22 protein-coding genes and 1 other RNA gene are annotated in these 22897 nt (G+C 45.1%); 1 reads left to right on the forward strand and 22 read right to left on the reverse strand.

The annotated features are described in order from the left end of the window. Positions 1–64: 64 nt before the first annotated feature. The 6 genes from thiI to BN1234_RS10650 all read right to left on the reverse strand — a co-directional run bounded on the left by thiI (position 65) and on the right by BN1234_RS10650 (position 4754). On the reverse strand, positions 65–1303 hold the full coding sequence (thiI, locus tag BN1234_RS10625; RefSeq protein ID WP_054956694.1) for a tRNA uracil 4-sulfurtransferase ThiI: 1239 nt from the start codon (positions 1301–1303) through the stop codon (positions 65–67). Between the two features lie 12 nt (positions 1304–1315). Continuing rightward, positions 1316–2467, reverse strand: a complete 1152-nt coding sequence (locus tag BN1234_RS10630) for a cysteine desulfurase family protein (protein ID WP_054956642.1) — start codon at positions 2465–2467, stop codon at positions 1316–1318. A gap of 119 nt (positions 2468–2586) precedes the next feature. Beyond that, a complete protein-coding gene (locus tag BN1234_RS10635; protein WP_054956643.1) occupies positions 2587–3318 on the reverse strand; it encodes a lytic transglycosylase domain-containing protein in 732 nt (243 codons plus the stop codon). 130 nt (positions 3319–3448) lie between these two features. Next, positions 3449–3835, reverse strand: a complete 387-nt coding sequence (locus BN1234_RS10640) for a hypothetical protein (RefSeq protein WP_054956644.1) — start codon at positions 3833–3835, stop codon at positions 3449–3451. Between the two features lie 35 nt (positions 3836–3870). Next, a complete protein-coding gene (locus BN1234_RS10645) occupies positions 3871–4095 on the reverse strand; it encodes a DUF1540 domain-containing protein (RefSeq protein ID WP_054956645.1) in 225 nt (74 codons plus the stop codon). Positions 4096–4238: 143 nt separating this feature from the next. Next, positions 4239–4754 (reverse strand): YpuI family protein, encoded by a 516-nt coding sequence (locus tag BN1234_RS10650; RefSeq protein ID WP_054956646.1) that lies wholly within the window; start codon positions 4752–4754, stop codon positions 4239–4241. Positions 4755–4998: 244 nt separating this feature from the next. Between BN1234_RS10650 and BN1234_RS10655 the strand changes: the two genes are divergently transcribed. Continuing rightward, entirely contained in the window at positions 4999–6909 is a 1911-nt protein-coding gene (locus BN1234_RS10655) for a S8 family peptidase (RefSeq protein WP_054956647.1), read from the forward strand. A 69-nt stretch (positions 6910–6978) separates the two neighbouring features. Here the strand turns inward: BN1234_RS10655 and BN1234_RS21865 are convergent, their stop codons facing one another. The 16 genes from BN1234_RS21865 to BN1234_RS10720 form a co-directional block, all read right to left on the reverse strand. Further along, a complete protein-coding gene (locus BN1234_RS21865; protein WP_082423159.1) occupies positions 6979–7242 on the reverse strand; it encodes a hypothetical protein in 264 nt (87 codons plus the stop codon). Between the two features lie 236 nt (positions 7243–7478). Further along, positions 7479–7880: RNase P RNA component class A (gene rnpB, locus BN1234_RS10915), an RNA gene on the reverse strand. 100 nt (positions 7881–7980) lie between these two features. Continuing rightward, positions 7981–9096 carry a Nif3-like dinuclear metal center hexameric protein gene (locus BN1234_RS10660; protein WP_054956648.1) on the reverse strand — a complete coding sequence of 372 codons (1116 nt, stop codon included), beginning with the start codon at positions 9094–9096 and terminating at the stop codon, positions 7981–7983. After that, positions 9072–9833, reverse strand: coding sequence for a tRNA (adenine(22)-N(1))-methyltransferase (locus BN1234_RS10665; RefSeq protein WP_054956649.1), 762 nt, complete (start codon positions 9831–9833; stop codon positions 9072–9074). The genes BN1234_RS10660 and BN1234_RS10665 overlap by 25 nt, the downstream gene beginning before the upstream one ends. 366 nt (positions 9834–10199) lie before the next feature. Beyond that, positions 10200–11336 (reverse strand): RNA polymerase sigma factor RpoD, encoded by a 1137-nt coding sequence (rpoD, locus tag BN1234_RS10670; RefSeq protein ID WP_054956650.1) that lies wholly within the window; start codon positions 11334–11336, stop codon positions 10200–10202. A 43-nt stretch (positions 11337–11379) separates the two neighbouring features. Beyond that, the gene (gene dnaG / locus BN1234_RS10675; protein WP_054956651.1) at positions 11380–13194 is read right to left on the reverse strand and encodes a DNA primase; all 1815 of its coding nucleotides are present in this window, start codon (positions 13192–13194) and stop codon (positions 11380–11382) included. A 40-nt stretch (positions 13195–13234) separates the two neighbouring features. Further along, complete coding sequence (locus tag BN1234_RS10680; protein WP_245640146.1) at positions 13235–13705, reverse strand: YaiI/YqxD family protein; 471 nt, start codon at positions 13703–13705, stop codon at positions 13235–13237. A gap of 202 nt (positions 13706–13907) precedes the next feature. Continuing rightward, positions 13908–15983: a glycine--tRNA ligase subunit beta gene (glyS, locus tag BN1234_RS10685; protein WP_054956653.1), complete on the reverse strand. Its 2076-nt coding sequence runs from the start codon at positions 15981–15983 to the stop codon at positions 13908–13910. Then, positions 15976–16863 carry a glycine--tRNA ligase subunit alpha gene (glyQ, locus tag BN1234_RS10690; RefSeq protein ID WP_054956654.1) on the reverse strand — a complete coding sequence of 296 codons (888 nt, stop codon included), beginning with the start codon at positions 16861–16863 and terminating at the stop codon, positions 15976–15978. Before glyQ ends, glyS begins: the two co-directional genes overlap by 8 nt. A 372-nt stretch (positions 16864–17235) precedes the next feature. Next, positions 17236–17991, reverse strand: a complete 756-nt coding sequence (gene recO / locus BN1234_RS10695; RefSeq protein ID WP_054956655.1) for a DNA repair protein RecO — start codon at positions 17989–17991, stop codon at positions 17236–17238. A gap of 39 nt (positions 17992–18030) precedes the next feature. Next, positions 18031–18174, reverse strand: a complete 144-nt coding sequence (locus tag BN1234_RS21870; RefSeq protein WP_082423160.1) for a YqzL family protein — start codon at positions 18172–18174, stop codon at positions 18031–18033. A gap of 141 nt (positions 18175–18315) precedes the next feature. Further along, on the reverse strand, positions 18316–19218 hold the full coding sequence (era, locus tag BN1234_RS10700; RefSeq protein ID WP_054956656.1) for a GTPase Era: 903 nt from the start codon (positions 19216–19218) through the stop codon (positions 18316–18318). Positions 19219–19238: 20 nt separating this feature from the next. Beyond that, entirely contained in the window at positions 19239–19646 is a 408-nt protein-coding gene (gene cdd, locus BN1234_RS10705) for a cytidine deaminase (protein ID WP_054956657.1), read from the reverse strand. A gap of 59 nt (positions 19647–19705) precedes the next feature. Then, positions 19706–20086, reverse strand: coding sequence for a diacylglycerol kinase family protein (locus BN1234_RS10710; protein WP_054956658.1), 381 nt, complete (start codon positions 20084–20086; stop codon positions 19706–19708). Continuing rightward, the gene (gene ybeY / locus BN1234_RS10715; RefSeq protein WP_054956659.1) at positions 20086–20583 is read right to left on the reverse strand and encodes an rRNA maturation RNase YbeY; all 498 of its coding nucleotides are present in this window, start codon (positions 20581–20583) and stop codon (positions 20086–20088) included. The genes BN1234_RS10710 and ybeY overlap by 1 nt, the downstream gene beginning before the upstream one ends. A 3-nt stretch (positions 20584–20586) precedes the next feature. Then, positions 20587–22887: an HD family phosphohydrolase gene (locus tag BN1234_RS10720; RefSeq protein WP_054956660.1), complete on the reverse strand. Its 2301-nt coding sequence runs from the start codon at positions 22885–22887 to the stop codon at positions 20587–20589. Positions 22888–22897: the final 10 nt, after the last annotated feature.

Consider the following 22897-nt stretch of genomic DNA (forward strand, 5'->3'; position numbering starts at 1 on the left):
AAAAAAAAGAGGACTTCAACTGCCATCCTTGGCAGTTGAAGTCCTCTTCGATATCTATAAAAGTTTAAAACCATTCCTCTTTAACAACTTCATCCTGATGCTCATTATCGTTCTTGGTCATCTGAATTCCGTTCTTAAGAATAACAGTCTCTGTATTCTCCACCGCGATACGGATCTTTTCTGATAAGTCTGTCAGTGAATGCTCTATACTCTCCACAATCTTAAGATTCGGATTCGTCGTTGGCGATTTCGGAACGAATAAAGTGCAGCAATCCTCGTAAGGAAGAATTGAGGTCTCATATGTCCCAATTTCCTTCGCCAGATTTACAATGTCATTCTTATCTGTCGTAACAAGCGGACGCAGAATTGGCAGGTCGGTAGCCCTTCCAATGACATTCATGCTGGATAGGGTCTGACTCGCTACCTGGCCAAGACTGTCACCTGTTACAATAGCCATTGCTCCGTCCCGTTCAGCGATCATAGTCGTGATGCGAAGCATAGCCCGGCGCATCAATGTAATCATCAGCTTGTCCTGGCCAAGTCCAGTGAACGATGTCTGCACATCGGTGAACGGAACCAGATGCAGCTTAATCCTTCCAGCGTAATTGGACAATATTTTTGTAAGCTCAATAACCTTATCTTTAGCCAGCTGGCTCGTGTAAGGATAACTGTAGAAATGCACGCATTCAATCTCAAGACCTCTGCGCATAGCAGACCAAGCGGCAACTGGACTGTCGATTCCCCCGGAAAGCAGCAGCATAGCCTTACCGTTCGTACCTAACGGGTAGCCCCCGACAGCAGGTACAGCCTTGTGGAATAGATAAGTGCGATCTTCCCGGATCTCCACCTTGAGCTCAATTTCCGGCTGCTTCACCTGCACTTTAAGCTGAGGATAGGCCCGAAGCAGTGGAGAACCTATAAGGTGATTCATCTCATGCGAGGAATGAGGGAACTTCTTCCATACACGTCTTGTACTCACCTTAAACGTCGTTCCATCCGAAAGCTCGGATTTCCCTATAAAGTCCAGGGCTGTTTCAACGATCGCATCAAGCTCGGAAGGACTAACCCTTACAGGGCTGATGGATACAATTCCGAATACTTTTCGAAGTGTATTGATTAAAGCCTCCGGGGATTCCCCGTTCAGCTCCACATACATCCTTCCATATTCCTTTAAGATTTTTGCTTTAGGAAAGGGTCTGATCACGGATCTAACGTGGTTAAGCACCGACTTTTCAAAACGGTTACGGTTCTTCCCTTTCAGTGTGATTTCTCCAAAACGGAGAAGCAGCATGTCATAAGTTATATTCACAAGAAGTTACCCCCTCTTTACAGTTAAGGGACGAAGCTTTTCAACAGCCTGGTGAATTGCATTAACCAACTGAATTACATCGTCCTCTGTATGCTCCCAGCCCAGACTGATTCGAATCCCGCTTGAAGCCAATTCCTTGTTCTTGCCCATTGCTGTTAATACCCGGCTCGGTTCACTGTTTCTTGATGAGCATGCGGATTTGGTTGAAACAAGCATACCCAGCTCTTCAAGCGTATGAACCATAACTTCAGGCTTCAGCCCAGGATATGAAAAATGTACAATATGCGGTGCCCCTTGCTCGCTGCTGTTCAGCACGAACTCCGGTATGCTTCGAATCTCATTCATTAGTGAGTTACGGAGCTTGCCTATTTTATCATAAAAAAGCGGCTGCCGCTCCTGCCCCATTCTCATGGCTTTTGCTACCGCTACCGCAGATGCGACATTCTCAGTTCCTGGTCTATGTCCATTCTCCTGTGATCCTCCTGCCAGCAAAGGAAACAGTGTAACACCTTCCCTCACATACAATATCCCTGCACCTTTCGGACCTTTAAATTTATGAGCTGATAATGTATATAAATCCGTTTTCCAATCTTTTAACAGAACCGGCAGCTTTCCAAATCCTTGAACTCCATCCACATGGAACAGGGTTCGAGCATTCTTTGTCTTGATCAAACTTCCAATCTCCGCTAAAGGCATAACAGCGCCTGTCTCATTGTTTACATGCATAACGCTTACCAATACGGTATCTTTTCTTACTGCTTCAGCAAGCTGCTGTGCATTGACCACACCATCTTCATTAACAGGTATATATGTTACTTCCCAGCCTAAAGTTTCAAGCTGCTTAAAACATTCGTAAACAGATGGATGCTCAGTCGTTGTTGTAATAAGATGCTGTCCACGGGTACGATACTGCATCGCAGCCCCCTTAATAGCAATATTATTCCCTTCAGTAGCCCCTGAGGTAAATATAATTTCTGAAGGCTCTACTTCAAGTGTTCCCGCACAGACCTCTCTCGCCCGCTTTAACAGCTTGCCCGCATCCTCACCAGCCCGGTGCAGAGCTGAAGGGTTTCCGTAATGACGATTCATCACTTCAGCCATGGTCTCTACAACCTCCTTATGTGGAGGTGTCGTTGCTGCGTGGTCCCAATATATCATGCATTAAATCCCCTTTCTATCAACACAAAAAGATCAAACGGTATTGCCGCTGCAGCATACTAAAGCCCGCTGCCTGCTCCCCGTTTGACCCTTTACTTTAAGTATATATCATTCAGAGACTATACCTCGTATTTCGCACGTGCATTCATTACTTTGCGGATATAAGCTTGCGTCTCAGCTGGAAGCCGGTGCGCCTGAGCTATCAGCTCTTCATCATTCGAGACACCAAGGCGTGTAACTCGGGATGGTCCTGCATTGTAAGCAGCTAAAGCCATGGCGATCTCCCCGCCGAACTTCTGAAGCTGATATGATAAATATTTGGTTCCGCCATCAATATTTTGAACAGGATCAAACGAGTTGCTGACACCGAGTCCACGCGCCGTACCATCCATCAATTGCATCAAGCCTTTGGCTCCAGCTGATGAAACAGCATTGGGATTAAAAGAGGATTCCGTATCGATTACCGCCTTAATTAAAGAGGTTGGTATCCCGTATTTTTCCCCTGCTGCTGTAATTAATTCCTCAAACGTGGATTTAACTTCAGGCACTTCACCATGTTCTGCAGCAGATGCCGGAAAAGAAGCTGTCACTTGTTCTGTTATTTCACCTTCGGAATCTGGAATCCCAAGCTGCTGCCACAGCAACCCGTCTTTAAACGTTACTCCAGGACCTAATTTCACAGCAGTACCTGAAGAAACAGGACTTCCGCTGTTCATCATGCTGGTTAGTAATGAATCAAAGGACTCGCCATTCCCCGCTGCCAAGATTCGCTGCGTCAGCACTGATGAATCACTGGTCATGGAACGTTGCTGTTCCACCATGTTTCTTGCTGATGCCAGATCTATCTGCATGTCATTATCACTCTTCCTGTAAGGTTTCAAATTCCATTTTACATCCTTTTAGGATAATCTGCTATACATCAAATAAAAAAATAGGCGATTTGCCCTCCAAGGGCAATCGCCTATTCGACTTATTATTTACCTAACGGGCAATTAAATTGAGTACAAAATAACCAACAGCAGCTAAAATACCAAGGCCAGCAGACCAAGCACCAATGGTCCTGTTCCCTTGACTGTAGACATAATAACCAATAACGGCTGCCACTGGGCCTAGGATGATGGACCACATAAACAGCGAGGCAATTCCTATTCCTAATCCAATATAGCCAGCAATACGGCTGATCGACTGATCGTCGTTGGACGTTTGTTCTTGCCTCTCTTGTCTCCGCGATCCAGCTTGCGTCCTTGAAGGAGGAGCAACTTCAGCTGCATATTCCTCATGATGATCTTTACGGGGATAATCCACACGACGGCGATCATTATCAACAACCTTAAAATTATTTTTCTGGTGCTTTTTGTTCTTATCCATGCTGTCACCTCCTTATAGTTAAAAAACTAAAATGACTACTCTTTAGGTTTAAATGTTAGGCAGCATGTTGATGAGGAATGATGGGCACTGTCACGGTGATTATTAACAAAATCCTCATCTGCTATTTCAGCATTTAAACGTACATTGGAATGCTTGTCGATTTCGATCATAATCATGTCAGCGCGGCACACATTCTCTTCTCCCCAATAACTGCAGTTGCTCACACTGCATTTAACGTATGGCTTGGCTTCGTTGGCCATTGGTATCACCTCAATTACATTTTCTCCGCCGAGTGCAAGGTGTATTCACGCAAAAGACTGTCAGTTGGTGTAAAGACGCGCAAAAAAAAGAGGTGCTGATCAGCACCTCTTTCACTGTTCCATGCTATATAAGATGAGATCGATTATGATCCAATCGTTTGTCTTCTCTCCGCCTTCATACGGCGTTCTGTAAGATAATCACTTTCATAGTAACTCAGATCATCTCGCAGCTCTTCGTATATTTTCGTAATATCCATGATGACGTCTCTGGCCGGGCGAACCGGTTTCTTGCGGAATCTGATGGCGTCTTGACCTGTATAGGCATAACGGCCATCCTCCGAGTAACTCTCATTTTTAGGGTAGAAAAAGCTGTTAACACAGCTGTGGTATACACGATACAGCTCTTTCTCGGCAGACTCCTGATCAAAATTCGGGCGACGCTGAATTACACCAAGCTTCTCGAAGGACACCTCTGAAAAAGTTAACAAATGGCGAAGGTCCGAGAGAAATCCCTTATAGAAAAGAATAGTCTCCTCATCCTGTTCTGCAGCTAAATAAGGCAAGGCATGTTCATTCAAAAACGTTTCCATGATGCTTATTGCGGACTTCAGCTTTTCCCTTGTTTCCGCACACAGATTCTGAAGATTGTCAGCTTGCATTACGGTTGCTCCCCCTTAAATAGTTACTGACCGGCTCAAGCTTTTCGCCTGCGGTCAAAGATCATGTATTATCCTATCATAAAATACCTATTTCTGAAATCATTATTATGAATACACTTTCAAGGAATTTTTTAGACCATTCACTGTGTAGGCACTTCCCTGATCCTCTGGCTTCAGACGCATAAAATAAGCTCATAAGTCCAAACCTAAAGTGAAAATAAAGTTCATTGTTAGGAGAATCAATATGAAATCACGTCATTTATGGACCATATTAGGAACAGCGGGGGTATTAGGCTTATTTGTCATCTTTTTATTGACTCCTGACCCTAATCTTCCAGAGCAGGCTGTAGGGCCACAGACAAAAAAGGCACCTCCAAAAGAAGAGCATCGCTTCAAACAAACTACATTAACAGGCGACCTTAATGCCACCGACCATTTTAGCCGAATGGATGCCAAGCAGCATTTGCAGCTTATTTTAGAGCATGACAAGCATCAGCAGCCTGAACAAGTTAATCAGCAGGTGAAGGATCATCAGCGTACACATGACCATTTTGAGAAGTTCATTTGGTATGATTTACGAAACAATAAGGAGTCTGCAGTCAATATTAAAAAAACAGCAGCCTGGACTGTTCAGGAAAAACAACAGATTGACAGGTATTTCAAATCTGCCCGGCAAAGTCTAAAGCATGGAAAGTCTTATGAATCACCAAAATTTAAAGCAGCCGATCAACTTTATTTCATTACAGCTGAGCTTTCAAAGGATCAGAAATATGGTGCTGCTGCCTTGATTAATTTGAAGGTGCTGAAGGAAGTCACGAACCATCAAAAGCGGAATTTACGCATGATCCCCTATCCGAAGGAAGGTAAATTTAAGGTTGAGTCTGTTCATAGCGATACACTCCGTGACATTACGGTAAAAACAGGACATGACAACGAGCATGCAAGCCACTTTTATGAGAATGAAATCGTTGTGCGGTTTACTAAGGAACCCACAGAGCTTGAGCTTAAGCAAATTTCTAAAGAAATCTCGTGCGATGCTCCCCGGAAACTCGGGTACGCGTATGTCTTCCGCTCGAACCGAATGGATTATAAATCGCTTCAAACCTATTTCAGTCAGAAATGGAGCACCAAATATGCAGAACCTCATTTCATGTATTTAACGAATGAGAGCAGTGATCCGGTGACTGATAACGTAAATATCCCAAATGACCTCCTATTCTCTAAATATCAATGGAATCTTCCGGCGATCGAAACGAATAAAGGATGGAATTTATCCAGAGGCAGTCAAGATGTTGTTATAGCGGTTGTGGATACCGGAGTAGACCTTCATCACACAGATCTAAATGGTCAGCTCGTTCCAGGATATAATGTGGTAAATCCTGATAAAGAGCCGGATGATGATGTCGGGCATGGCACTCACGTCGCCGGCATTATCGGAGCCTTGGTAAACAACGGTGAGGGTGTCGCAGGAGTTAGCTGGTATAACAAGATCATGCCAGTTAAGGCACTTGATTCAAGTGGATCAGGTACAACGTATGCGGTGGCAGAAGGGATTATTTGGGCTACCGATCATGGAGCAAAGGTTATTAACATGAGTCTTGGTAACTATGCAGATTCACAATTTTTACACGATGCTGTGAGATATGCTTATGACCGTGACGTTATCCTCGTTGCAGCTTCGGGAAATGATAATACAGAGCGTCCCGGTTACCCTGCCGCTTATCCAGAAGTGTTAGCGGTCGGGGCTACCAATCAAGATATGAGCCGCGCCGATTATTCGAATTACGGAGATTATATCGATGTAACTGCACCAGGAACCAATATTGCAAGTACTTATCCAGGAAATCAGTACGCTGCCCTTTCCGGAACATCCATGGCAAGCCCTCATGCAGCCGCTATGGCCGGGCTTATCCGCTCGCTCAATCCGGAGCTAAGCAACAGGGAGGTAATGGATCTCATGATTTCCCAAGCCGTTGACCTCGGTGACAAAGGCAAGGACAAATATTACGGCAGCGGTCAGGTTGACGTCTTTCGGGCACTTCAGGCTGCTGGCAATCAGAGCAGGCCGCTGCAGTTATGGCCGCAGCGTGTTCTTCAGCGGCTTTATCAGGAGATTCAGCGGAATAACATATCCTCCTCAACCCATAACCGGTAAAGAAAAAAAGCAGCTTTCGCCTTTGGCGATTTAGCTGCTTTTTTGAATGTAGATAAACCTGGTTTGCTATTATTTCTTCTTACGGGCGCGTGATACACGCACAGTGCGTTTCTTGGATGCTTTGCCAGATACAGCTACGTCCCTCACTTCTTCATTTTCCCATTTGTAAATATGATGATGTACAGGTACGCAGTGAACTTTATCAACAACTTTAATCGGATGAATGACGGGTACAATTTGCGGTATAAAGCGCTCTCTCACAATGACTACTGGCTCACATACAATTGGAGACACCGGTGGACAAAAATTTGGGCAAGTTATTTCGCAGGACATTGCTAGCCACTTCCTTTCTGTTGATGATAACAGCTTATTATTTAGAGGGCTTATTGGTATGGACGTTTGTTCGCTAATGACATTAACATACCTAAAAATAAAGCATATGCCTAAAGAAAGTGTAAAATCATATGAAAAAACGCGTATCTTTTCATTGGACCACACAGGTCTGTTTGAAAAGCACGCGTTATATTTCATGCATATACCAGGGTGAAACTCATTAAAGCTGTTGCAGTTAGGAAAGCTTACCGTAAGCCGGGTTCTGTGCTGTTCGTGGTCATAACGGGAACTACCCTGCCACATTAAGCGACAATCATCTATCTAGGCCGGGCATTACTGCTCGGCTCCAGCGACCAACCTAGACGCGCCTCGGGCAAAGGCTGCTTCCTCGAAAGAAGCTGCGTCCCATTAGGTCTTGCTCCAGGTGGGGTTTACCAGGAACGAAGTCACCAGCGTTCCTCGGGGTCTCTTACACCTCGGTTCCATCCTTGCCTGTGCCGCAAAGCGGCCATCGGCGGTCCATTTCTGTGGCACTATCCTTCAACTCGCGCTGACTGGACGTTATCCAGCACCCTGCCCTATGGAGCCCGGACTTTCCTCTCGCGGCTCTCGCCGCCAGCGATTGTCTGTTAAACTTTCCGGACAACAATTGATAGTATACAAGTTATTGCAGCCATATACAACCCCTTAATCATTAGCAGGCCAAGAGGAAAGTTCCTGTAATTCCTTTAACTATCCTTATATAAAGCGAAACGGCTCTGTGTTGACTTTTGATGCAATAACACGGGTATCATACCGATGCTCCTGCAGTTTGCCTTCCATCCATTCAGCCACTTTCAGCTTCATGATTTTCTCGGCATTATGTCCAGGATCAATGATTGCAAGGCCGGCAGCCAATGCGTCTTGAGCTGTATGGTAATCGATATCTCCTGTTATCAATACATCAGCCCCTTTAAACAGAACTGTATTCATAAAACTGCCACCTGATCCGCCAATCACCGCTGCTTTTTTAACCATACGGTCCAAATCACCTACAACTCTAACATGTGGAACCTCTAATTTCTCTTTGACGACATCCACCAGTGCAGCGAGCGTAACGGGTTCGCTTAATTTGCCGATTCGTCCCAAACCGAGAGACCGTCCTTTAAGATCCATAGGATAAAGATCATAGGCAACCTCCTCATAAGGGTGAGCTTTAAGCATAGCTTGGATTACTCTGCTGCGAATATTTTGCGGAACGACCGTTTCGATTCTGACCTCGTCTGCCCGTTCCATTTTCCCTTGCTTCCCTAAAAAAGGATCTGTCCCTTCTCCAGGAACAAAGGTGCCAAAGCCCTCCACATTAAAGCTGCAGTGGCTGTAGTTTCCAATCGACCCTGCCCCGGCATTCAAAACCGCATCCAGTACTTCCTGGTGATGACTCTTCGGTACAAATACGACAAGCTTGGAAAGCTGCTCGGTATGTACATCATGAATAGGTAATGTATTCGTAATACCCAGTGCTTCCGCCATCCAGTCGTTCATCCCGCCTTCAGTTACATCCAGGTTGGTATGACTTATGTATACGGCAATATCGTTTTTAATAAGCTTTTCATAAACTTTTCCCATAGGGGAATCGGTCTGCAGCTGCTTCAAGGGCCGATAAATTATCGCATGATGGGCAATAATGAGATCCGCACCAAGCTCGATTGCTTCCTCCACCACTTCCTCATTTACATCCAATGCAATGAGTACCGTCTTTATTTCTTTATTCAGTGTACCAAGCTGCAGGCCGATCCGGTCATCCGGCATAGCCACATGCTTGGGAGCCAGCTGTTCCATATATTGTATTACTGTTTGTCCTTTGGCAAGCATGCCAGCACCTCCTCAATTTTCTTGATGTCCGCTCTTATGTTAGCTGATTTTTCTTCCGCAGAAGCCAGATCAGATTTCGATAAGGAGCGTAAAATACTATTCATCTTCTGGATCTCTGATTTCCACTTGGCATGAAATACAGAGGAAGGGCGCTGAAGGAGCCAGGGTCCCATTCGGAGCAGCCAATCTGTCGATATTTTAGTGCCTTCACCCATGATTCGCTCTTGGTATAATTCCTCATTCTTAATTTCTAAACCCTGCTCTTCAGGCACGGCTATAAGCACTTCATAAATCTTGCCGTCTTCCACCAGTATATACTCGTTGATTAACACCCAGTGGTGTTCAAGAAGCCATTTACGTAATATATCTTCTCCCACATTAGGCTGAAGCACTAGTCGGCTTACTCCGCTGAGTTTATTCTCGCCCCGATCAAGGATTGAAGCGATTAACCCCCCGCCCATACCAGAGATCGTTATAACATCAACTTCACCAGTCTCAAGAACATCTAAACCATCTCCAAGACGAACCATTACGGCATGTGTCAACCCCGACTCGGTCACCTGCTTGACAGCCGCCTGATAAGGCCCCGAATTAACCTCTCCTGCTATAGCAGAGACACAGGTTCCTGTCTCTACTGCTGCTGTCGGAAGAAGGGCATGATCAGAGCCAATATCCGCAAGTCGGCTTCCACTAGGAATATGATCTAATATTAACTGTAATCGATTCGATAATTTCATGATGACACCCGCGCTATCCTTTATTTTTCGAAATATGTAACATTCATACCCTATCAAAACGCATAGAAAACTGCAAATACATGCTTGAAATTGCCTTGTTCAGACATTCAACCGCATTAAAAATATTGCAGTAAAGTAATTGTAAGCAATTTGCAATGACCACGGAAAAGAGCTAAAATAAAGACCAGCAAAACAAATAAAGGAAATTAAACCATTCCAAGTAAATTGCATTGTGTCATCCCGACTTGCTGTCGATAGATCGTTTTCTCTTTCTAGTATAGGCAATTTCGGTTGCTTCTATATGAAGTATGAACGAAGAAAAAAGGACCTGCTGCGATTAGATTGCAGTAGGTCCATAGCTTACTCCTATTCCAGAAAGTCCTTCAATCGCTTACTGCGGCTTGGATGGCGAAGTTTGCGGAGCGCTTTCGCTTCGATCTGGCGAATCCGTTCACGGGTAACGCCAAATACCTTACCTACTTCTTCAAGCGTTCTTGTCCGTCCATCATCAAGTCCAAAACGAAGACGGAGTACATTCTCCTCACGTTCTGTGAGTGTATCGAGAACATCTTCCAGCTGCTCTTTCAGCAGCTCGTAGGCTGCCGCATCCGCAGGTGCAAGTGCTTCCTGATCTTCGATGAAGTCTCCCAAGTGTGAATCATCCTCTTCACCAATAGGTGTTTCCAACGAAACAGGCTCTTGGGCAATCTTCATGATCTCGCGAACCTTCTCAACGCTCAGCTCCATTTCGGCAGCAATTTCCTCAGGGGACGGTTCACGTCCAAGCTCTTGCAGCAATTGTCTGGATACCCGAATCAACTTGTTAATTGTTTCAACCATATGAACAGGAATCCGGATTGTACGTGCCTGGTCTGCTATGGCACGCGTAATCGCTTGCCGGATCCACCAGGTCGCATACGTACTAAATTTGTAACCCTTTTTGTGGTCGAATTTCTCAACCGCTTTGATCAGACCCATATTGCCTTCTTGAATAAGATCGAGGAACAGCATTCCACGGCCTACATAACGCTTGGCAATACTTACAACGAGACGAAGGTTAGCTTCTGCAAGCCGGCGTTTCGCCTCTTCATCCCCGTTCTCAATCCGCTTTGCCAGTTCTACTTCATCATCAGCTGACAATAGGGGTACACGGCCGATCTCTTTCAAATACATACGTACCGGGTCATTGATTTTGATACCTGGAGGCAGTGATAAATCGTCATCAAATCCGCCGCCAAAGTCATCGTTGTTATTCTCATCCTGATCATCAGATTGACGGTGGCTGTTATCCTCGTCACTCTCATTGTTAACCTCAATACCTAAATCACCGAGCTGTTCGTAGAACTCCTCCATTTGCTCGGGATCCTGATCAAATGGTGAAAGTTTCTCCATAATAACTTTATAACTTAGTACGGATCTCTTTTTACCCTGTTCAATTAACTGATCTTTTACTTGATCCAGTGTAAATTCCGTTTCTAGTTCAGTATGCTGATCATTCGCCATCCTTTGGCTCCCTCCTCCCTTTAGAAACATTCAAGCTGGGCTGTCATTGTCTCTCTAGGGCAATAATTTCACTTGCAATTTGTGCGGCGCGCATAAAATCACCCGAGCGTTCCGCCTTCATCATTTCTTCTTTCTTCTGATCAATCTGTTTCTGCCGAGGATATTTCAGTACTTCTCTTATACAATCATCGAGTACTTGAACATTCCAGTCCGTAGGAGTATCCATCATGGAAATCGAACTCACCGTTTTCTCCAGCCGATCATCATGAAGTGATGATATAAACCGGCTGATATCCGGTGGTTTGTCCTGCGCGTAATAAGCATATAGATAAGCAGCTATCGCCGCATGATCATCAATATTAAATGCTTCTCCCAATTTATCGCTCACATATCTGGCGGCTTCCGAATCCTGAAGCATTAATGATAGCAGCCGTCGTTCTGCAGCATGGTATGCCGGTAGCAGAGTTGGAGTTGAAATCTGCCCTTTTTTATGCCTACCAGTATTCCACCTTTTTTCCTTATTATCCCCACTGCTCATCTTTTTTTGCATAGACTGTCTGAGCAAGTTACAATCCTGCTTCAGACTTTCATAAGAAAGGCCCAGTTCAGAAGATAATTCCCTCAAATAAACTTCACGCTCAGTAGAGGAATTCAGGACAGCAATAATCGGAAGTGCCTCTTTCGCATACGATATTTTGCCTTCTTCTAGCAGTATATGGTGTTTTTTCAGATATATAAGTTTAAATTTCGTGGTTGAAACGGCTGATTCAATAATATGTCTAAACCGATCGGCTCCATATTTACGAAAATAATCGTCAGGATCTAATCCGTCACCCATAACTGAAATTCTCACTCTAAGGCCAGCGCCTTCTAGCATAGGGATGACTTTCATTGCAGCAGCCAATCCCGCCTTATCTCCGTCGTAAGTGATGACAACTTCTTCAGCCATAGACTTCATAATAGCAACCTGCTGTTCAGTAAGTGAAGTGCCCATAGTCGCAACTACATTGTGGAAGCCTGCCTCCCAAGAGGATATAACATCTCCGTAACCTTCACATAATATGATTTGACGCAGTTTACGTATGGAAGTCTTGGCCTGGTGCAAATTGTATAATGTACGACTCTTGTTGAATAACAGACTTTCAGGGGAATTGAGATATTTAGGTTGTCCCTCTCCTAAGATCCGACCGGCAAATGCAATGACTCTCCCATTCCGATCATGAATCGGGAACATAATTCTTCCTCTAAATTTATCTATAAAACCATCACTTTCATGCCTTGCGGACAATAGCCCGCCCTTCTCCATCTCTTTCAGATCATAGTTACGCTTGCTCAAAAATTGAACCAGTGTATCCCAACGATCTGGTGCGAACCCAATCTGAAATTGATCTATAATTTTGTCATGCATACCTCGCGCACGTAAGTATGCGATAGCTTCTTTGCCATGCTCTGTATTCTTCAACAAAAAGTGATACAATTTGGCTGTCAGCTCATGTGCCTCATACAATCGTTCCTTTTCCGGATTTCGAGGGATAACAGAAAAACCTTGGCCCTCCGGTAGGGCAATATCATTCTCTTCTGCCATGATTTTTACAGCTTCGGGAAAGGAAAATCCTTCGATTTCCATTCTGAATTTAATGGCATTACCGCCCTTGCCGCAACCATAACAGTAAAAGATTTGGCGCTCCGGAGTAACCGTAAAGGAAGGGGTCTTCTCCGAATGAAAAGGACAAAGTCCTTTCATATATTTCCCCTGCTTGGTAAGATGCACGTACTTGCTGACCGTATCAACAATATCGCTTCGGGCCAGCACTGCCTCGATGACATCATCCGGTATGTTGCCTTGTCCGGTACTCATCCAAACCACCTTCATCTCTTTAGCACGTAAATATTATTCGCTATGAACGAACGTTATCCTTCAATTTTTGCAAAAGTTTTGTCAAATTATGTTGAAACACGACTCGGTCTTCTTCAACCAATTTCTTGGGACCCTTACCATAATGGCCTGCTCTTCTTGCCTTGGCATGATGATGTCTTGAATCCAGTAAAAAATCGATATCCCTGTCATTAAAGAGGCGGCCCCGAAAGGATAGTACATGGCATAATTTGGACAGGGCCAGCGCCGCCAAACCATAATCCTGGGTAACGACAATATCACCGCGTACAATATGATTAGCAATGTATAAGTCTGCACTCTGATCACTACGGTCAACCTGAATCGTCCGAACTCCCTCTTCTTCACGCAGCAGGTGATCATAAGAGGAAACAAGCAGGACCGGAACTCCAAATATCCTCGCTGTTTCTGCGATCTCCTTCTTCACAGGGCATGCATCACCGTCAACAACAATCTGCAGGGAACGTATGGACATCATAGGCACCACCGAATTTCGAGTTATTAAATACTCTATATATTATATACGTCTTAGGAGGATTAAAATCCTTCTTCTTCAGCGCTCAAAAGTCAATCCTCTTTTTTCCAAATCTCAGCAAGCAATAACGAAAGCGGCCACCTTCTTCTGAAAAGGCTCCGCTTTCGTCTTCTAATCATTCATTCAGTTGTGCTTCTCGGATTTACCACACCAGCTTTGTAAAATCTGCAAACTGCTTCAGGTCATGATCAATACCCGACAGCAATGCTAAACGGTTTGCCTTGACTGCTTCATCATCAGCCATAACCATGACGGAATCAAAGAAGCCTGTTATCGGCTCTTTCAATTCACTGAGAAGCTTCAGTGCACGCTCTCCATCGGAATCGGCCATAGCCGCTTCATATGGCTGACGAATGGAGAGCCATTCCTCGTGAAGCTTGCTCTCCTCAGCTTCTGTAAACAGTTCAGGATTAACTGCAATCTTACCTGCTTTAGCAGCTAAGTTACTAACACGGTTAAAAGACTCAACCGTTGTCTTAAAATCCTCAGCACTGTTAACAGCTGCCATAAGTGCCTGCCCGCGGGACACGACAGATACCACATGATCAAATCCAGCTGAAATCACTGCATCGACTACATCATATCTTTGCTCTTCAGACAGAAGCTTTTTCACACGCAGGCTGAAAAATTCATGCAAATCTTTGTTTATTTCATTCTCTGAACGCTTCAATACCCGCATGTCTTCATGAATGGATAATGCAATTCCGAACACATCGGATAATGCAATCGGGAGCTTGTGCTCAAGGATGATTTGGACAATCCCTTGGGCTTGCCGCCGCAGTGCATATGGGTCCTGCGATCCTGTTGGAATAATGCCAATAGAGAAGCAGCCTACAATTGTATCGATTTTATCAGCGATGCTGACAATCGAGCCGACATCCGTAGAAGGAACAGCGTCTCCTGCAAAGCGCGGTTGGTAATGCTCAAATACCGCTTTTGCTACGCTTTCTTTCTCTCCGGCCTTGCGAGCATAGTCTTCACCCATAACACCCTGCAGTTCAGGGAATTCATATACCATCTGTGTAACCAGATCAAATTTACAAATATCAGCTGCACGGCTAACTGAATCTGCTGCCTCTGCCGAAATACCGAGTTTCGCTGCCAAGCTGTCAGATATCCGGCGGATCCGGCGGACTTTATCACCGATCGTTCCAAGCTCATCATGGAATACGATGCTTTCGAGCTTTGAAAGTGCTTCTTTGATCTGCAGCTTTTGATCCTCTTCATAGAAGAACTTCGCATCTGATAGACGGGCACGAAGCACCTTCTCATTCCCTTTTGCAATGATATCCAAAGAGCGGCTATCACCGCTTCGAACCGTAACAAAGAACGGAAGCAGCTGACCTTGCTTATTCAGAACCGGGAAATATCGCTGATGCTCACGCATGGATGTAATCAGTACATCCTGCGGTATTTCAAGGAATGAAGGATCGAAAGAACCATATAATACGGTCGGTGTTTCAACGAGGAATAACACTTCTTCGAGCAGATCTTCCTTCACAGCAATATTCCAATCCTTCTCGGCTGCCAAGGAATTAATCTGGGAAACAATCATATCTTTGCGTTCCTTCACGTCCACGATAACATGCTGTGCTCTAAGTACCTCAACATAGTCTGAAGCTTCAGGAATGACAGCAGTGCTTCCAAGGAATCGGTGACCTGTCGTTATATTACCTGATTTGACCCCTGTAATCTCCATATCGATAACATCCGTACCAAACATGGCAACAATCCATTTGATCGGACGCACAAATTTAAATTCGTAAGAGCCCCATCTCATGTTTTTAGGGAACGTCATGGAAGTGAGAACTCCATACAAACCTTCAGCCAGAATTTCAGAAGTTTCGATACCAATGCTGTTTTTTGTCACATAAATATACTCTACTCCTGAAAGCTCTTTAAATGTGAAGTTCTCCGGTTCAACACCCTGACTGCGTGCAAAACCAAGTGCAGCCTTACTCCAGTTTCCGTTCTCATCCAAAGCAATTTTACGTGAAGGACCCTTGACCTCCTCGCTAACATCGGTTTGCTTATCCGCTACATCCTTCACGAGCACAGCGAGTCTACGAGGGGTTGCGTAGGACTTCACTTCTCCAAATGCAATACGGGAGCTTTCGAGCCATTTAACGGTCTTATCCTCCAGCTGCTCCATTGCTGCACGCAAAAAGCGTGCAGGCACTTCCTCCAACCCGATCTCAAACAATAAATCTTTAGCCACGGTCAGCGTCTCCTTTCTTGATCAGCGGGAATCCGAGCTTTTCACGTTCTTCCAAATAGGTAGCTGCCACTTGGCGTGCCAGATTCCGTACACGCATAATGTAGCCCGTTCTCTCGGTAACACTAATCGCTCCCCTTGCATCAAGCAGATTGAATGTGTGAGAACATTTCAGAACATAGTCGTATGCCGGGAACACAAGATGCTGACTCATCGCCTTATTAGCTTCTTCCTCGTACATGTTAAACAAGGTGAACAGCATTTTTACATCAGATACCTCAAAGGTATACTTGGAGTGCTCATATTCTGGCTGCTGGAACACATCTCCGTATGTAATGCCGTCGACCCATTCCAGATCAAATACATTCTCTTTATCTTGAATGTAAGAAGCTAAGCGCTCCATACCGTACGTTATCTCAACAGCTACAGGATTAGCGTCAATGCCACCTACCTGCTGGAAATACGTAAATTGCGTGATTTCCATACCATCAAGCCAAACTTCCCAGCCGAGTCCCCAGGCACCAAGCGTAGGAGCCTCCCAGTTATCCTCTACGAAACGGATATCATGGTCCAGCGGATCGATTCCAAGGCGCTTTAAGCTTTCTAAATAAAGCTCCTGAATGTTATCAGGCGAAGGCTTGATAATAACCTGGAATTGATGATGCTGATACAACCGGTTCGGGTTCTCGCCATAACGGCCGTCTGCGGGACGACGGGAAGGCTCGACATAAGCTACGTTCCACGGTTCCGGTCCAATCGAACGCAGATATGTCATCGGGTTCATCGTTCCTGCGCCTTTTTCCGTGTCATACGGCTGTACAATAATACAATTCTGTTCCGCCCAAAATTGCTGCAGCGTCAAAATCATTTGTTGAAAATTCATGATTTTAGCTCCTTCACACCATTTTTATTACTTCAGCATACTGTACAACTTATAGTGAACCAGATGCTTTTAGACGAATGACTCCTCAGCCATTGCTCTGCACAACAAAAAGCTCTCTCCCTACGCCTGTTGTTGTACAGACATAGGGACGAGAGCTCTGGCTTCCCGCGGTTCCACCCTACTTGGTCCATAAATGGACCCACTTTATCACGTGCAGCATGCTCCCGGTTGCCATGTTCATGGGTTTCTTCCGCCGGACTCCCACCATCACCGGCTCGCTAATAATCGGTCTCCACCCATTACTTTTCCGTTCAACGCATGTCAATATTCTTAAATAGACTTAACATATGATACCTAATATTTTTAAAATCGTCAAATACCGTATTTGTCCATTTGGTCGAGAAAGCTCTGAGACTTGAGCCTTAATCCTAATTGAGTATCCATCAATGCTCTCATCACGGTTTTAAGCTCTGCTTTTGTAGCTTCCTTAACATCAATATTTCCAAGTCTTCTCAGATCCAATCTTGAAAACAGACGCAGGAGCTTCAGTGTTCTTAAGGAAACTGACATAGCAGGAGGATCCAAATGCTTACAGCGTCTGCACAGGACCCCTCCAAGTCTCGGACTAACCAGCATCTCCTCATCCGTCTTTTCATTTCCGCAAGAGACACAGACATCTAACTCCGGGCCATAACCCGCAGCCTGCAAAATCTTCATCTCATAAAGATTAATGATAATCTGCGGGTCTTTATCTTCTTGTAAAGCTTCGAGACATGCCTTCAGCTGATGAAACCAAAAAGCGCCTGTCTCCTCATCCTGAAGCACCCGGTCAAGCAGCTCACAAGCGTATGAGGAGTAGGCAGCCTTTATAAGATCTTCCCGGAGCCCATGATGGGATTCTATGATTTCGCCGGCATTCAAAGTTCCAAGACCTGTTCCATTTCTAAAAAACACGTATTCACCGTAAGTAAAGAGCTGAGTTAAGGCAGCATGGCGACTTTTCACTTTTTTGGCTCCGCGGACCAGAACCCCTACCTTGCCTGATTTCTCGGTGCAAAGTGTAATGATCTTGTTCCCTTCACCGTAGTCCATGCTGCGGATGACGATCCCTTCCGCCCTGTGTAGCATGCTCTATTATCCCCTAACCATTCCTGAAGCAACCAAACATCATTCGTTCTCTTCATACTCTGCCGCCTCTTCCTCTGCGGAGGTATTGCTCACAAGTTCCGCAGTGCCCTGGGAGTCCTTATACAGCAAATACGCATCGACATCTCCTGTCATCGCAAAATACTTCCACGAAAAATCTCGCATTCGTATTCATCCTTTCTTCGGAAATGACGTCTGCATCTACAAGGATAGGATGTGCTTTGCATCTGGATTTATGATTTGCAATTGTTGGCAGGGTCCCGCTTCCACCTCGTTATGAACAGCAGCAAGCGTGTATGATTATCGTTATTGTCCACGATGGAATCCAAGATCCCGGAGAACGCGCTCTTGATTGCGCCAGTCTTTTTTAACTTTCACCCACAGTTCAAGAAATATCTTGGAGCCGAGAAGCCGCTGGATGTCCTGGCGAGCCTGTCGCCCGACCTCCTTCAGCATGGAGCCCTGTTTTCCGATAATAATCCCTTTTTGTGAATCACGTTCAACAAAAATAACAGCCGAAATATGGACTGTCCCATTCTCTTCCACCTTCATATCTTCAATCGTGACAGCAATGGAATGAGGTACCTCTTCCCGGGTCATATGAAGAATTTTCTCCCGGATCAATTCAGCACAGACGAATTGTTCTGGGTGATCTGTCACCTGATCCTCTGGATAATACTGCGGACCTGCAGGCAGATACTTCTGAATTTGATCCAAAAGGGTATTTACATTGTTTCCATTCCGTGCGGAAATGGGAACGATCTCCGCAAAATCATGCAGCTTTCGGTATTCCTCAATAAGCGGCAGCAGGTCCTGAGGCTCAATTTTATCAATCTTGTTCATGACAAGAATGACAGGGGTCCGGATTTGCTTCAGTTGCTCCACAATAAAACGGTCACCGCCGCCAAAGCCTTCCGATGCATCTACTAAGAATAGAACCGCCTCTACCTCACCCAGTGTTCCTAGTGCCGTCTGATTCATGTAATCTCCGAGCTTGGATTGACGTTTATGGATTCCGGGTGTATCTAGAAAAACAACCTGTGACTCGTTTGTCGTGTATACACCATGTATTTTATTTCGGGTTGTCTGCGGCTTGTCCGACATAATAGCAATTTTCTGGCCGATCACCTGATTCATGAGCGTTGATTTGCCTACATTAGGCCGCCCGATGATCGCTACAAAGCCCGATTTGAACGTATTTTTTTGCATATATTCCTCCGCTTATTTCTCTATTGTTTCTGCAAATCCCACGGACCAAAAGCTCCTGGAAGCAAATCTTTTACCGTCGTTTCTCGAATATTTCCCTTCATGTTACCTAAAATCACCTTCATATCAGGCTTACACAGCTCCACCAGCACTTGCCTGCACACACCGCATGGGGCGCATGGTTCTTCGGTATCCGCAACGACCGCTATGGCCTGAAAACTGCCGGGTTTATGACCGTCTGCAATAGCCCGAAACAGGGCTGTTCGCTCGGCGCAGTTCGTTGGTCCATAAGCGGCATTCTCAACATTACAGCCATAGTGAACTTCACCAAACTCATCCAGCAGTGCTGCACCCACTCCGAAATGGGAGTAGGGGATGTAAGCGCGGGAGCGAGCCTTTATCGCTTCCTGTATCAAGCTTTCAGCTTTCATGAATATCCCTCCAAAGATAAAGTCATATTCCATACTTATTACCCTTATATTCAGTTTGTTTAAAACCGGGATGAAATCCAAGACAGTACCGGATCATAAAACACCACAACTCCGACAATGACTGCAAAAAGAGCGGTAATCAATACCGCTCCTGCAGCCGTGTCCTTGGCAATACGGGCCAAGGGGTGTTCGTCAGGAGAGACTAAATCAACAACAGCTTCCACCGCGGTATTTAGCAACTCTGCCGAAATGACCAAAGTTATGGCAAGCGCCAAAAACATCCAGCGCATAGGGGTCAGTCCAAACAGCATGCCCGCAATGATGACCATAATCGCTGCAGCTGTATGAATCTTCATGTTCCTCTCGGCTTTAAAAGCGTGAATAATGCCTTGAACCGCAAATGTAAAAGCGGAGCGAAACGAAGGCTTAACGGGCTTCACTACCGATTCAGCCCTACTTCAGCAAGCACAGCCTCCTGCTTGCCCATCATTTCAGCCTCGCTCGCCTCATCCTGATGGTCATATCCAAGCAGATGAAGGAATCCATGCACGAACAGAAATCCAAGCTCACGTTCCAATGAATGGCCGTATTCCTCACTTTGCAGCTTGGCGCGTGGAACAGATATGATAATATCCCCAAGCACATCAGGAACATGCTCCTCTTCATCCTCAGAGTCAAGTTCATATATTATTGTAAGCTCTTCATCTGTGGTCTCATGCATGGCAAAGGACAGCACATCAGTTGGACGATCGATCCCTCTGTATTCCTTATTCAGTTCATGAATTTGAGTATCATCAACAAAAGTAAGGTCAACCTCTCCGTCCGTGACACCCTCTACCTCTCCAGCTCGCTGCAGAATCTGTTCGAGAAGCGATATCAGAGTATCCGAAATGACAAATTCCTCTTGTTCGTTGTTCCATACCAGTTGCAGACTCATCCTCTAAACGCTCCTTTTTTGATCATCTGTAGATTCGGAATCCGCTGGATTTGCCGGTGATTGTTGTTCTAATGTACTCTCCGGTTTAATCTTCTTAACCTCCTCCGGATACTCAATCCGCGAGTGGAATATTCCCATAACGGTTTCCTTCAAAGTTCTAGCTATAATATCAAGTTCTTTCATCGTGAGATCACATTCGTTAAACTGGTGATCGTCCAGGCGACTCTTAATAATCTTCTCAATCATCGACTCCACTTGATTAACCGTAGGCTTACGTAAGGATCGAACTGCCGCCTCTACGCTATCGGCGATGCCGACAACTGCAGCCTCCTTGGATTGGGCCTTCGGTCCTGGATAACGGAAATCATCTTCTGTGAAGTCCGGTTCCATTCCCTGCTCCTCTGCCTGGCGAAGTGCCTTATGATAAAAGAAATGTAGGAAAGTGGTTCCATGATGCTGTTCAGCAATATCACGAATTGGTTTAGGAAGCTTGTACTCTTTTTGCATTTCCACCCCATCCCGGGCATGGGCTATAATAATGGATTTGCTTAATTTAGGATCAATCGAATCGTGTGGATTCTCCATATTGTTCTGATTCTCAATAAAATAAATGGGACGCTTTGTCTTTCCAATATCATGATAATAAGAACCGACACGACATAACAGGCCATCGGCACCAATCGCTTCAGCCGCCGCTTCCGCCAGATTTCCAACCATAACACTATGATGATATGTTCCCGGAGTTTCCGTCAGCAGCTTCCGAAGCAGCGGATGGTTGGGGTTCGACAACTCTACAAGCTTAAGCGCCGAAAGAATGCCGAATGTCACTTCGAAAAACGGCATCAGTCCAATAACGAGCACTGCTGTCAAGATACCACCAGCAAAGGCAAAAGCAAGCGCATATAATGATTCTGCTCTTGTCCAAGGAGAATCATTAATAAGCAGCATAATTAGGACAGTTATCGCTCCGAACATGGAGACCATAATTCCGCCCTTCAGCAAGGTGGAACGCTGGCTCGCCCGATGAATCGAGAAAATCGCTACACAAGACGTGATTGCAGCAAAAAATCCAAAGTGAAAATCAAACATTTCACCTTTGTCTACGTTCAGTATGACACTAGCCATGATGCTGAAAATGATAGCACTGAAATAGGCTAACGGCACGTCAAGCAATAGTGTGACCAGAATAACTCCAATCGCAACAGGCGCTAAGAAACCGATATAGACACGATCCACACTCTGCAGAATACCAGCCAGATGCATGGACATCATCGTGATGGCATAGATCAGCACGAGCATAAAAACCTGAGAATTGTTGTATTTGAACATTTTCATATCAGACTGACGAATAAACATTAATACACCGAGTGACAGAAGTATGGAGAGTAAGAACAGACCCAGCTGAGGCCAATAAGTGACGTCATCCTTCAAAAGGCCATTCTTGCCGAGCAGTTCATACAATTCCGGTGTTATTAACTGTCCTTTTTCAACCAGGACATCTCCCTGTTTAATAAACACAGGCTGCGTATTCTCTCTTGCCTCCACCTTAGCTTCCTTGGTGGCTACTTCGTTATAGAACTTATTCGCTGTAATGGAGAAACGCACAAGTTCTTGAACGACTTCCCTCGAGGTCCGGTCATTCAGTGAACTGGCAGTAACCAGCTCTGCCACCTTGGCTCTTGCCGTCTGTGCATCCACAACTTCATTCATCAGCCGGGATACGATGTCCCGGGCCACTGATTTCATTTGGTAAATATCTTCAGGCGCAAGTCTCGGAATTTTGATAAAGGTCTCCTCAGGTATACGGTATGCCTGCTGCTCAATAACCTTCTTCATTTCTTGAAGCAGCTCGGGAGGATAGGTCTCGGTTCCTTTATACGTTGATATGAAGTTATTCACAAAATCTTCAGCACGCTGAGGAATTTCCTCCCTGTATATCGCAATCTTGTCCTGTACTGAGACCTCGTCCTGGTTTAAACGATCGATGCGTTCAAATATTTGGCTTACGAGCAAGTCATTACGTAGCGAAACATATGTATATATTGGTTGTACCCGTTCAGCAGCCTCTTCTTGAGCTTTTAGGGTAGCCTTACTATCCTCTATTTGCTGCGGAGCCAGGATGCTCTTTTCGCTGTGAGTACCCACCTTAATATCATAACGTTCCGGAAGCAGCTTCACCGAAAAGCTGGTGTAAAACAGTATTGCAAGAAATAAAAATAGAATATAGCGTGTCGCCACGCTATATTTCCAGCCATAGTGTTTAACTGATATGGACTTGTCCGTCGATGGTTCTTTGAAGGCCATTGCGACAATC

This window comes from Paenibacillus dakarensis (assembly GCF_001373415.1).
Taxonomy (GTDB): Bacteria; Bacillota; Bacilli; order Paenibacillales; family Paenibacillaceae; genus Paenibacillus_AQ; species Paenibacillus_AQ dakarensis.

Bases quoted from the DNA above. Each gene is read 5' to 3' on its own strand.
- BN1234_RS10630 (WP_054956642.1), bottom strand. From the start codon at position 2,467: ATGATATATTGGGACCACGCAGCAACGACACCTCCACATAAGGAGGTT.
- BN1234_RS10635 (WP_054956643.1), bottom strand. From the start codon at position 3,318: ATGCAGATAGATCTGGCATCAGCAAGAAACATGGTGGAACAGCAACGT.
- BN1234_RS10640 (WP_054956644.1), bottom strand. From the start codon at position 3,835: ATGGATAAGAACAAAAAGCACCAGAAAAATAATTTTAAGGTTGTTGAT.
- BN1234_RS10645 (WP_054956645.1), bottom strand. From the start codon at position 4,095: ATGGCCAACGAAGCCAAGCCATACGTTAAATGCAGTGTGAGCAACTGC.
- BN1234_RS10650 (WP_054956646.1), bottom strand. From the start codon at position 4,754: ATGCAAGCTGACAATCTTCAGAATCTGTGTGCGGAAACAAGGGAAAAG.
- BN1234_RS10655 (WP_054956647.1), top strand. From the start codon at position 4,999: ATGAAATCACGTCATTTATGGACCATATTAGGAACAGCGGGGGTATTA.
- BN1234_RS21865 (WP_082423159.1), bottom strand. From the start codon at position 7,242: ATGTCCTGCGAAATAACTTGCCCAAATTTTTGTCCACCGGTGTCTCCA.
- BN1234_RS10660 (WP_054956648.1), bottom strand. From the start codon at position 9,096: ATGCTTGCCAAAGGACAAACAGTAATACAATATATGGAACAGCTGGCT.
- BN1234_RS10665 (WP_054956649.1), bottom strand. From the start codon at position 9,833: ATGAAATTATCGAATCGATTACAGTTAATATTAGATCATATTCCTAGT.
- rpoD (WP_054956650.1), bottom strand. From the start codon at position 11,336: ATGGCGAATGATCAGCATACTGAACTAGAAACGGAATTTACACTGGAT.
- dnaG (WP_054956651.1), bottom strand. From the start codon at position 13,194: ATGAGTACCGGACAAGGCAACATACCGGATGATGTCATCGAGGCAGTG.
- BN1234_RS10680 (WP_245640146.1), bottom strand. From the start codon at position 13,705: ATGTCCATACGTTCCCTGCAGATTGTTGTTGACGGTGATGCATGCCCT.
- glyQ (WP_054956654.1), bottom strand. From the start codon at position 16,863: ATGAATTTTCAACAAATGATTTTGACGCTGCAGCAATTTTGGGCGGAA.
- recO (WP_054956655.1), bottom strand. From the start codon at position 17,991: ATGCTACACAGGGCGGAAGGGATCGTCATCCGCAGCATGGACTACGGT.
- BN1234_RS21870 (WP_082423160.1), bottom strand. From the start codon at position 18,174: ATGCGAGATTTTTCGTGGAAGTATTTTGCGATGACAGGAGATGTCGAT.
- era (WP_054956656.1), bottom strand. From the start codon at position 19,218: ATGCAAAAAAATACGTTCAAATCGGGCTTTGTAGCGATCATCGGGCGG.
- cdd (WP_054956657.1), bottom strand. From the start codon at position 19,646: ATGAAAGCTGAAAGCTTGATACAGGAAGCGATAAAGGCTCGCTCCCGC.
- ybeY (WP_054956659.1), bottom strand. From the start codon at position 20,583: ATGAGTCTGCAACTGGTATGGAACAACGAACAAGAGGAATTTGTCATT.
- BN1234_RS10720 (WP_054956660.1), bottom strand. From the start codon at position 22,887: ATGGCCTTCAAAGAACCATCGACGGACAAGTCCATATCAGTTAAACAC.